This is a genomic window from Selenomonas sp. GACV-9, assembly GCA_900116485.1.
Lineage (GTDB): Bacteria > Bacillota > Negativicutes > Selenomonadales > Selenomonadaceae > Selenomonas_A > Selenomonas_A ruminantium_G.
In genome coordinates, this window is record FPAX01000030.1 from 1 (window position 1) to 11,152 (window position 11,152).

6 protein-coding genes are annotated in these 11,152 nt (G+C 54.9%); 1 reads left to right on the top strand and 5 read right to left on the bottom strand.

The genetic code is table 11. The annotated features are described in order from the left end of the window. Window positions 1-102: 102 nt before the first annotated feature. From BM322_RS13090 to htpG, 4 genes are all read right to left on the bottom strand, one after another. Window positions 103-2,352 carry an alpha-galactosidase gene (locus BM322_RS13090; RefSeq protein WP_075431175.1) on the bottom strand — a complete coding sequence of 750 codons (2,250 nt, stop codon included), beginning with the start codon at window positions 2,350-2,352 and terminating at the stop codon, window positions 103-105. Window positions 2,353-2,381: 29 nt separating this feature from the next. After that, window positions 2,382-5,537 carry a glycoside hydrolase family 2 TIM barrel-domain containing protein gene (locus BM322_RS13095; protein ID WP_075431177.1) on the bottom strand — a complete coding sequence of 1,052 codons (3,156 nt, stop codon included), beginning with the start codon at window positions 5,535-5,537 and terminating at the stop codon, window positions 2,382-2,384. 129 nt (window positions 5,538-5,666) lie between these two features. After that, on the bottom strand, window positions 5,667-6,413 hold the full coding sequence (locus BM322_RS13100; protein ID WP_318254632.1) for a nitroreductase: 747 nt from the start codon (window positions 6,411-6,413) through the stop codon (window positions 5,667-5,669). A 105-nt stretch (window positions 6,414-6,518) separates the two neighbouring features. Next, window positions 6,519-8,483: a molecular chaperone HtpG gene (htpG, locus tag BM322_RS13105; RefSeq protein WP_075431179.1), complete on the bottom strand. Its 1,965-nt coding sequence runs from the start codon at window positions 8,481-8,483 to the stop codon at window positions 6,519-6,521. Between the two features lie 257 nt (window positions 8,484-8,740). Between htpG and BM322_RS13885 the strand changes: the two genes are divergently transcribed. Next, on the top strand, window positions 8,741-10,513 hold the full coding sequence (locus BM322_RS13885; RefSeq protein WP_407047836.1) for a flagellin: 1,773 nt from the start codon (window positions 8,741-8,743) through the stop codon (window positions 10,511-10,513). Window positions 10,514-10,597: 84 nt separating this feature from the next. Here BM322_RS13885 and BM322_RS13120 read toward each other — a convergent pair whose 3' ends face one another. Further along, window positions 10,598-10,792 carry a hypothetical protein gene (locus tag BM322_RS13120; protein WP_075431181.1) on the bottom strand — a complete coding sequence of 65 codons (195 nt, stop codon included), beginning with the start codon at window positions 10,790-10,792 and terminating at the stop codon, window positions 10,598-10,600. Between the last annotated feature and the right edge of the window lie 360 nt (window positions 10,793-11,152).

Consider the following 11,152-nt stretch of genomic DNA (forward strand, 5'->3'; position numbering starts at 1 on the left):
GTACGGTCCATTCAGCGGAAACAGAAAAAGTACTACCCCGTGAACCCCGAGCTGCGTACTATCGGGATTCCATTCCTCACGAACCAACCGACAAACTGCGATTCATTCCTTCTCTAACACCCAAAGATACGCCGCAAAGTCAGTATCTATCTTTTCGACAACCATGCCGCTATACATGAGCTCATCACCATAGAAACTCTGTCCGACAAGGCTGGTGCTTCCCTCGCCGCCGAAGTCCATCGACGTGCGCTGGGCGGGCAGGTATCTCGTCACTTTATAGCGCGCATCCTCCGCAAGGTTCGTCAGTTTCAGCGTGCGGATTGGCGATGCTGGCTGGGCCAGGGTCTTGAAGTACATGAGCACGACCTGTTTTCCATCTTCGCTGACGAACTGCCAAGCCGTCTCGTTGCCCTTGCCCGTAAACGGCGTGAGCAAACGGTAGAAGGAACCGAACTGCAGTGTCGGGCGCAGTTCTTTATAGAGTGCCACATGCTCGCGCACCTGCGCCTTTTCTTCGTCCGTCATACGCGTGATGTCAAGCTCATAGCCGAAGTCGCCAGCCATAGCGCAGATGGTGCGCATCTGCAGGCTCGTCACGCGGCCGACCTGATGGTTCGGCACTACCGATACATGAGCCCCCATCGTCACTGGCGGGAATACCAGGCTAGTGCCGCTCTGGATGGAAAGGCGGCAGACCGCATCGGTATTATCGCTCGTCCAGGTCTGCGGCATATAGTAGAGCATGCCCGCATCGAAACGACCGCCGCCGCCCGAGCAGCTCTCAAACAGCACCTCTGGGAAGGCCTGGGTAATCCGCTCCAATACTGCATAGAGGCCGAGCACGAACCGCGTCTTGGTCTCGCCCTGCTTATCCGCCGGCAAGGACAGTGAGAATGCCTCGGTCAGATGGCGGTTGAAATCCCATTTTACATAGTCGATTGGCGCCGACTTCAAGATCTTGCTGACCGACTCGACGATATAGTCCTGTACCTCCTGTCGCGTAAGGTCAAGCACGAGCTGATGACGGCCAAAGCTCGACGGATAATCGGCTACCTGCAGCACCCACTCGGGATGCGCACGGTAAAGATCAGAATCTGCCGAAATCATCTCAGGCTCAAACCACAGGCCGAATCTAAGGCCGCGGCTATGCGCCGACTCAGCGACGCCATTGAGTCCCTGCTTGAGTTTCTGCAGGTTGACGACCCAGTCGCCAAGGGAGGAATTGTCATCGTCGCGCTTGCCGAACCAGCCATCATCGAGCACCAGGAGCTCCAGCCCCAAGTCAGCCGCACAGTCGGCCAGCTTGTCGATTTTCTCATCATCAAAGTCGAAGTACGTGGCCTCCCAATTGTTGACGAGGATGGGCCGCAGGGCATGCTGATGCTTGCCGCGCACGATATGCTCACGCACGATGTTGTGGAAGGCCTGGCTCATGCCATTGAGGCCCGCATCACTATAGACCAGCAAGGCCTCCGGCGTCTGGAATGCCGCCTCGGGTTCCAGCTGCCACTTGAACTCGAAATCATTGATGCCGCCAACGACGCGGGTCGAGCCAAACTGTTCCACTTCGGTCTTGAAGGAGAACTCGCCACTCCAGACAAGGCTGAAACCGTAGGCATCACCAGCAGTCTCCGTCGTATCCGGGCGCAGGAGCGCGAGGAACGGTGACTGCTGATGCGAGCTTGCACCCCGACGGCTCGAATTCTCCTGCTGGCCGCGCATAAGCGGCACGCGCTCGATGCTGCGCTCAGCTGCATGGCCGCCCCAGAGATTCACGCGGTCAAAGTCATGGTCAGCAAAGTCCATGGCAAAGCTTGCCGCATTGAGGAGGTCTACCGGCAGTTCGCCCGTATTGATGATGCGGGCATTGCGCGCGATGACTGGCTGGTCAGCAAAAATCGTATACTGCAATTCAATGACCAGCACGTCGTTCGTATCGCACAAGCGGATGGTCAACGTCTCAGCCTCCTCATCGCTAGCATAAGCTGCTGGCAGTCCCGCAAGACCTGGCTTGCCCGCCTTGATCTCATGGCTGTCATACCAAAGCTCGGTAACGGTCGTGCCATCGGCCAGGCGCACGGCATAGGCAGGCAGGCGAAAGTCGCCATGTCCATAGTCCGGATACTCCCGCGGCAGGACATCGAGGGAAAAGGTGCGCTCATTCTCATAGGCCGCCGGCTGCGGGGAAAAGGCCCGGTCGATAGCCTGGAACGGGCGGCTGTCGCGGAACTCGCGAACGGCCTTGCCCCAGTAGCGATGCAGCAGATATTTGCCGCGCACAAGCTGCAGCACGTAGCTGACCTTCTCGTTGCGCAGATGGAAAATACCAGTGGATTCATCAAATGTAATCATGACTTTTGCCTCCCTTATTTATCGCTTACTCAAATTCCCTTGAAGAAGAATTCGAAATGCTTGCTGTCATTCTTGACCGTATACTCCTCAAGTATCGGAGCTCCCCAGGTATCATCGCCGCCAACGCCGCACTGGCCAAGGGATGCCCGCAGGAACGTATGATGCACTGCTGGCAGATCATAGCCATGGCGGGCATTTTCGAGCTCGTGAGCGCTATAGGGCAGTGCCGACGCGGCAAAGGGCGTATCGCCGCTGATGCGGACACCGCGGCCGCGATTATCGGTTACCTCAAACCAGCGGACACCGCCATGGTTGCCGCACTCCTGTGGCAAAAGATACGGCTCGACCTCATCTTTTACCCGCGTCTCATAAAGGCCAAGCTTTGCCCCCTGCTGACGATCCGCATAGTTGTCCAGCGGGCCATAGCCATAGAACCGGATGCGATGGTAGTCAGCTGGCAGCGTGAAGATCATCGCAAAGTCCGGGATTTCCGGCAGCCCCTCGACCTTCTCGTAGTCGAGCGCCGTCTTCAGCGAGCCATCCCTGCAGACCGTATAGGTGATGGTACAGCTGGCAGCAGGCTGCGTCGCCAGCTCATAGGTGAACCGCACGGAAATGTTGCTGGCATCGTACTCCTTGATGCCGAGCTGGCCGAACCAGTCAAGTTCCGTCCACGTACCGTCCTCCTGCCGCAATTCCTTCTTGACGCAGCGGCGGTAAAGGCTCGCGAGCTTCCACTGGGCGACGGCAAAGTCGCGGCGGCTGCCGTAGTCGTTATCGACCGGCGCTCGCCAGAAACTCGGCCGCGGCATCTCCTCGATGAGTTCCACACCATTATGCTTGTAGGAAACCAATGCTCCCTGCGCACTGGAGAACAGGATCTCAAAGCCTTCGCCCTGCACGCCAAGATTGATGTCCCCCTGTACGATATGCAGCGGCTTATCCGTATAGGTGTGCAGGCTCTCCTGCGGCTGATAATGGAGAGAGCGCTCTTCCGTACCGAAATCCGTGCACTCCACAGCCTCAGCTGCCGCTGGCAGCTCGACTTCATCTACCGTCCAGATGCCCTGTCCGAAGGCAACCTCATGACCGCGTGCTGCCCAGGGCTTATCCTCACGCAACTGGAGCGATGCCGTGACACACTCCTCGCCAGTATCGGTGAGCGGCAGTTCCGCCAGGCTTACCGTCGCACTCTGGCCTGGTGCTGCAGCAGGTGCCGGCAGCGTCTTCTGCCAGAGCACGCGGCCATCGAGCGCCAGCGTCAGCTGCAGGTCGTATTCCGCCAAATCCGTAAACAGGCTCTTGTTGCTGATGACTACCTTTTCCGCATCTACTGCCAGCGTGAAGTCCTGATAGTTGAACTTCACATCCTGCAGTTTCGTCGTGGGCTGGCGGTCGGCAAACAAGATGCCGTCGCCGCTGAAATTGTAATCGGTGGAGCGGTCGCCGAAGTCGCCGCCATAGCCGAGGGCATCGTGACCATAACGATCCTTATGCCAGAGCGCCTGATCGACAAAGTCCCAAATAAAACCACCCTGGTAGAGAGGCTCCGTCTCCGTCAGCTCCGTGTACTTATGCATGCCGCCGTTGCTGTTGCCCATCGAATGCGTATACTCACAGCAGAGGAACGGCTTGTCGCGATGCTCCTGCAGGAAGGCCTTGATATCGGCGGCCTTCGGATACATCTGGCTTTCCATATCACTCGTATCGTTATAGCGGCGATCCCAGAAGATGCTCTCATAATGGACGAGACGGCTCGGGTCAGTCTTGCGGAAGTACTCGCTCATCGCATAGATATCCTTGCCACCGCAGGACTCATTGCCGCACGACCAGATGATGATCGATGGATGGTTCTTGTCCCGCTCCAGCATGGACTTGGCGCGGTCAAGGATGACGGCCTGCCACTCGTCATGATCATTTGGCAGTGTATTCTCATCGCGGGCCAGCACGCCATTCTTCTGCCAGGTACCATGGGTCTCAAGATTCGTCTCGTCGATGACATAGAGACCATAACGGTCACAGAGCTCATAGATATAGCTCGAGTTCGGGTAATGCGAGCAACGCAGTGCATTGATGTTGTTGCGCTTCATCGTGATGATGTCCTGCTCAAAGGACGCGGGATCCATCGCCCGGCCGCTGTAGCAGTCAAACTCATGACGATTGACTCCCTTGAACACGATGCGTTGCCCGTTGATCTTCATCAGCGTATCCTCGAGCTTGAACTCACGGAAACCAGCATGCTGCGGGATGACCTCCTGCAGCACGCCATCTGCATCATAGACAGAAATCACGACGGAGTAGAGATTCGGATGCTCCGCGCTCCAAAGCGCCACATTCTCCATCGCTATGGCAAACTGATTCTTCTGACCGGTCAATTCCTGACTTTTGACCAGTACTTTTTGACCAGTCAAATCCAGCACTTCAACTGTAATCGTTTTCTTTTCTGCCGTACGCCAACAAAAGTCAATCGTCAAGCGTCCATCCTGATAATCGTGCTCGGGCACTGCCTTAAGCCACAGGTCCTCCACGTGCTCCGCTGGCTTGGTGTAGAGCAGCACCTCACGGAACAAGCCGCTAAAGCGCCAGAAATCCTGATCCTCGATCCAGCTGCCCGAGCTGAACCGGTAAACCTGTACGGCCAGCTTGTTCTCGCCCTTCACCAGATACGGCGTGAGGTCAAAATCCGCCGGGGTAAAGGAATCCTCGCTGTAGCCGACATAGTGGCCATTGAGCCAGACCGCCAGCGCCGACTCAGCCCCCTGGAACGAGATATAGGCATTGTCCCAGGACTCTGGCAGCACGAAGTATTTGACATAGGAACCGACGGGATTCTCACGCTGCGGCACCTTCCCCGGCGTCACCGCCTCATGACCATCCCAAGGATATGTCTGATTCGTATACTGCGGGCGGCCATAGCCCTCGAGCTGCAGATGAGCCGGCACGCGGATCGTATCCCAGCTGCGGCAGTCATAGTCCGCAGCCTCAAAGCCTTGCGGCCTAAGGGCAAGATTCTTAGCGAAGTGGAAGTGCCAAAGACCGTTCAGCGTGCGGCAAAAGGACGATTCCCCTCGCGCCATCTCCACCGCGTCGGCATAAAAGCCATGGTCACTATGGGCTGGCAGCCGGTTCTCCTGGAAAAACTCTGGATCTGCCAGTTTCTCGATGGTAAATATCTGCTTAGCCATAACAGCATCCTCCTCGCACTTGCGAAAGCAATCGTCAGTAAACGTTTTCTTTATTTCTGACAATATTATATCGAAATAAACAAGAAAAAACAAGGGCAAAACACCCTTGTTTTTCGCTTTTCTTATGTTTCAGCCAATATAAGTGACTTCATTGCCCTTGATGGGAACCATGCGGCGATTCGGCAGGCCATCTTCGCTGTCGGCATAGCCGAGGGACAGCGAGCCGAATACGGCTTCCTCCTCATGCAGGCCCAGCTCATAGAGGTACTCCATGATGACTGGATTATCCTTGAGCCAGCGCAGCTGATTGATCCAGCAGGAGCCGAGGTCAAGCGCATTGGCCGCGAGCATCATGTTCTCGATGGCGCAGGCCGTGTCGGCATAGCGATTGCCATAATTGCGCTTGTTGGCGACGATGATCAGGCAGGGCGCATTGTATTTGAAGACATAGTTGCCCTTCTTGGCCAGGCGGATAGCACCGCCGATGTCCTCGCTGTTCTCATCGGTGATCTCCATCTTGGCAAATTCCTGCTGCACGAGCTCTACAAGACGCTCAAGGACAGCTTTATCGCGCACGACGAGGAAGTGATTCTGCTGCTTGTTCTTGCCGCTGGGCGCCTGGCGGCCAGCCTCGATGACCTGCCGGAGCTTCTCCTCCTCGATGGGCTCCTGCCGGAACTTGCGCGTGCTGTGGCGCGTGGCAATGCACGGCAAAGCACCGCGCGTGAGGTTCTCTTCGGCCCAGTTCAGGAGCTCGAGCGCATCGCTGACTTTCTTATGCGACTTCTGATGGCCTTCCATCAAAAGCACATCGTCAACATCTTCGAGCTTGCTGATTACATGTTCAAACCATTCTGCATTCGGCTGATTCTCCATTCTATGCCCTCCATTCATTCAGTTCTATCTATATACTATTCGCCAATTGTAAGCAAAAACCTGCCCCAAAAGCAGAGCAGGTTCTTATTTTTCGCAAAATATCGCTTATTTTGCCATGAGTTTAGCGACTTTATTGGCAAAGTCGACCGGATTCTCCGGCAGGATGCCCTCGATGAGCAGGGCCTGCGTGTAGAGAAGGTCACAGTAGTCCTTGAAGTCCTGACTGTCCTTGCCAGCACCATGCAGCGACTGCAGGCGGGCAAAGAGGTCATGATGCGGGTTGATCTCGAGGATGCGCTGCGCCTTGAACAGCGGGTTGTTCATCTCGGCGAAGGTCTGCTCCATCGAGAGCGACGGGCCAGCCTCATCAGCCACGAGGCAAACAGCACTCGATTTGAGGCGGGCCGATACCTTGACATCAGCGACTTTGTCGCCCAGTGCCTCTTTGATGTCCTTCATGAGGTCATCGTTCTTCTTCTGGATGTCCTCGGTCTCCTTCTTGACCTCCTGGCTCTCAGCATCGTCGAGGTCGAGATCGCCGCGGCTGATGGAATGGAACTGCTTGCCCTCATACTCGCGCAGCGTCTCGATGCAGAACTCGTCGACCGGATCGAGAAGATAGAGCACCTCGAGGCCCTTGTCGCGCAGCGTCTCCATCTGCGGCAGCTGCTCGATGGTCTCTTTGTCCTTGGCCGTTGCATAGTAGATCTTCTTCTGGCTCTCCGGCATGCGCTCGATGTATTCCTTGAGGGAGACGAGCTTGCCTTCCTTCGAGCTCATGAAGAGCAGCAGGTCTTTGAGCTTGTCGATCGTGTCGCTGCCAGCATACATGCTGTTGTAGACGCCGATCTTCAGGGACTTGCCAAACTCGTTCCAGAACTTCTCATAGTCCTCGCGCTTGTTCTTCATCTTGCGGGCCAGCGCCTTGAGGATGTTCTTCTCCAGCGCCTTGCCGATGGTCTTGAGCTCACGGCTCTGCTGCAGCAGCTCACGGCTGATGTTGAGCGAGAGATCCGGCGAGTCGACGAGACCCTTCATGAAACGCAGATAATCCGGCAGCATGTCCTTGCATTTATCCATAATGAATACGTGACGGGAGTAGAGCTGCACGCCCGGCTCATAATCCGTATGATAGAGGTTGAACGGTGCTTTAGCCGGGATTGCCAGGAGAGCCGTATACTCCACAGAACCTTCTGCATGGGTGTGGAAGACCTCCATCGGTTTTTCCCACTCATGGAACTGATTCTTGAAGAATTCCTCGTACTCTTCTTCCTTGATATCGCTCTTGTTCTTCGTCCAAAGCGGCTGCATGGAATTCAGCGTGCGCAGCTCGACGCGTTTCACCTTGTCGGCCCCCTCGATGGGCTTGCCATCCTCATCCTTCGGCGTCTCCTCGAAGGTGAAGTTCATCTTGACCGGATAGCGGACATAGTCGGAATACTTCTTGACCAGGCTCTCAAGCTTGTAGGTATCCGTGTAGTTCTCCTCCGAAGCATCGCCGAAGAAGTCCTTGCCCAGCGAAATCGTGATGCTCGTGCCACGTTTCTCCTTCTCGCATTCCTCGATGCTATAGGAGCCATCACCCGTGGATTCCCAGCGCGTTGCCTGCTTCTCACCAGCCTTGCGCGTCACGATGGTGACCTTGTCAGCCACCATGAAAGCCGAGTAGAAGCCGACACCGAACTGGCCGATAAGCTCCTTATCCGTGCTATTCTCGCCGCTCTCGCTGGCCTCTTTGGCTTTCTTGAGCTGCTCCATGAAGGCCTTCGTGCCCGACTTGGCAATCGTGCCGATGTTCTCGATGACTTCCTCGCGGCTCATGCCGATACCATTATCGGAGATCGTCAGCGTATGCGCCTCAGCATCCGGCTCGAGGAAAATCTCAAAGCTGTCATCTCCCTCGAGGATGTCGCGGTTCGTCAGGCTCGCGAAATGAACCTTGTCAATCGCGTCCGATGCATTGGAAATGAGCTCACGCAGGAAAATCTCATGATTCGTGTAAATCGAGTGGATCATGAGGTCAAGGAGCTGCTTGGTCTCCGCTTGGAATTCATGGGTTTCTTTTGCCATATCTGTCTGCCTTCCTTTATTTGAAAAGATTTCAGTCATTGTTTTAGCACTCTGATCATTCGAGTGCTAACGTACAGGTACTAGTATACGACACAAAAAACAAAAAGTCAAATTTCCTCCCGGCGGCTTTATTTTCCTGAACTCCTTAAGGAACACCGCTTTTTCGCCGATATAATGAGTAACTGGTTTGTACGATTCAGTGAGATAAACAAGGATGATTCAACCACAAGGAATGGCCAGCGAAGGGAATGATTGCTATGTCCATGGTCGTCAAGAACAATCTCGCCGCCCTCAATACTCTCCACACATTAGGGCGCAATGACAACGAACTCACCAAGCAGCTGCAAAAGGCATCCACCGGCATGAAGATCAACGGCGCCGCCGACGATGCCTCAGCCTATGCCATCAGCGAGCGCATGCGCGTACAGCTGCGCGGCCTCGATGCCGCCCATACAAACACCCAGAACACCTGCAGTCTGATGCGGGTGGCCGAGGGTGCCGTATCCTCCACCGTAGATCTGCTGAAGACCTTCAAAGAAAAGGCCATCAATGCAGCCAATGACACCAACACCGATAGTGACCGGGCCATCATCCAAAAAGAGCTCGACCAGTACATGTCGCAAATCGATGATAACGCTCTGGTGACATTCAACGGCAAATACCTGCTCAATGGCTCCCAAGGCCGCAACATCGTGGCCGACCAATGGGATGCCATCGTATCCTTCATGAGCTATCTCGACAACTCAACACTATCGGCACAGGCTACACTCGACAATGCCATCAAATACACCTCCTGCGGCATGTTTGAAAATGAGTCCGCCCTCATCGAAAGTTTCCTCAGCGATATCAACGCCCAGGGACTGGACGCCTGCGGCATCAATCTGGACAACGACGATACCGGCGCCATCACCGGCTTTGATGCCGGCAATCAGCAGGTAAAGACTGCCAGCAGCATCGTGCCGGAAAAAGGCTATCCTTATGGCGGCGGCGCCTCGGGCACCTCACAGATCAACGGCCTGACCGTCACTTGGCCCGATGCCGCTGGCGACAACATGAAAAACGCCATCATGAGTGCCCTCGACAGCCAATGGCTCAAGAACTGCATAAGCCTTGTCGACGAATCCTATGCCATAAACTTCTGGGAAAATGGCACCTCGGTAAAGACCATGAACGTGCAGTTTTCCAATGCCAACGATGGCAAGCTTGCCTATGTCTCCTATGTCCCTGGCAGCAACGGCCTGGCCTCGAGCCTGTCGTTGAACATCAATATGTATTACTATGGCAGTCTTGACTTGTCAAACGAAAACGGTGCCGTAGCAGGGAATAGCCATCAGCTATACCTCGACCGTACCCTGGCCCATGAAGTCACGCATGCGCTGATGGCAGCCAACATCAAGAACTTCGGCAATATGCCTCTCTACATCGCCGAGGGTACCGCCGAGCTCGTACATGGTATTGACGACTACCGCGCCGGAACCATCCGCAATCTGGTAAGCAATCAGACGGCCTTGCGCAGCGCGCTCGAAAATCGCACGAGCACGGCCACCGGCGACAACGAATACGCCGCAGGCTACATGCTGCTGCGCTATCTGGCCAAAAAGTCAGCCGATGCCGAGCCGGAAAAACACATGTCCTTCCAGACCGGCACCAAAGCTAACCAATGCCTGCGCGTCGGCCTTGCCGATATGCGCTGTGAGGCCCTGGGCCTCAAAAAAGCTGACGGTACAAAAGTCAGCGTCACCACACAGGAAAAGGCCAACTCGGCACTGACGGTCATCGACCGGGCCATCGGCAGAGCCTTGAAACAACAGACCCTTCTGGGTGCCATGCAGAGCCGCCTTGAATACACCGCGGCCAACATAACCACGGCTCATGAAAACGTGACCGCCTCCGAAAGCGTCATCCGCGATGCCAATATGGCGAAGACCTTCACCGACTACACCCGGGCCAATGTTCTACGGCAGACAGCCCAATCCATGCTGGCACAAGCCAACCAAAACAGCAGCAATGTGCTTACCCTGCTGCAATAAAGCAACCAACCACAAAAAAACGAGCGGCTTGACTGGTCAATTGACCGGTCAAGCCGCTCGCTATTTTCATGCCAAAGCTCCATATCAAAGGGATTTATAGGCAAGCTTCAGCGACTGGTTCATGACATGAACCAGCGTATTATCCGCCACCAGGCCACGAATCTGTGCCTCTGTCGCGGGATTCAACCGCTGATAGTTGTCATATGCTACGCGAAACTCCTCATACGAGCCGCGAAAGCCCTGTGCCTGCACCGCCTGATATAATTCCTCATAAGTCATCGTCCGTTCCTCCTGTCCCCGATGCTATGTCATCCATATTATAGCACGACTCTGTAAAATAGATGCAAGGGAGCAGCAAATTGCAGTTTGTAGTTTCCTTTTCTTATTCGCATAAAGCCGCGCCGCCGGACAGGGGAGTACCAACGCTTCACTTAGATGCTTTGCTAAAAATATTTTTTGCCTTTAACTAAGCATTGAAAAAGTTCCCAAACGCGCTTCGCTTGAACGGTGTGAATTTTTCAACGAAATGTGAGGGCAAAAAATATTTTCTTTACGCAAACCATCAATGTTACGCTTATGGTACTCTCCTGTCCGGCGGCTTTACGTTTGGCAATAGCTCTGAACTTCTTCAAATTGCTG

Bases quoted from the DNA above. Each gene is read 5' to 3' on its own strand.
- BM322_RS13120 (WP_075431181.1), bottom strand. From the start codon at position 10,792: ATGACTTATGAGGAATTATATCAGGCGGTGCAGGCACAGGGCTTTCGC.
- htpG (WP_075431179.1), bottom strand. From the start codon at position 8,483: ATGGCAAAAGAAACCCATGAATTCCAAGCGGAGACCAAGCAGCTCCTT.
- BM322_RS13885 (WP_407047836.1), top strand. From the start codon at position 8,741: ATGTCCATGGTCGTCAAGAACAATCTCGCCGCCCTCAATACTCTCCAC.
- BM322_RS13100 (WP_318254632.1), bottom strand. From the start codon at position 6,413: ATGGAGAATCAGCCGAATGCAGAATGGTTTGAACATGTAATCAGCAAG.
- BM322_RS13095 (WP_075431177.1), bottom strand. From the start codon at position 5,537: ATGGCTAAGCAGATATTTACCATCGAGAAACTGGCAGATCCAGAGTTT.
- BM322_RS13090 (WP_075431175.1), bottom strand. From the start codon at position 2,352: ATGATTACATTTGATGAATCCACTGGTATTTTCCATCTGCGCAACGAG.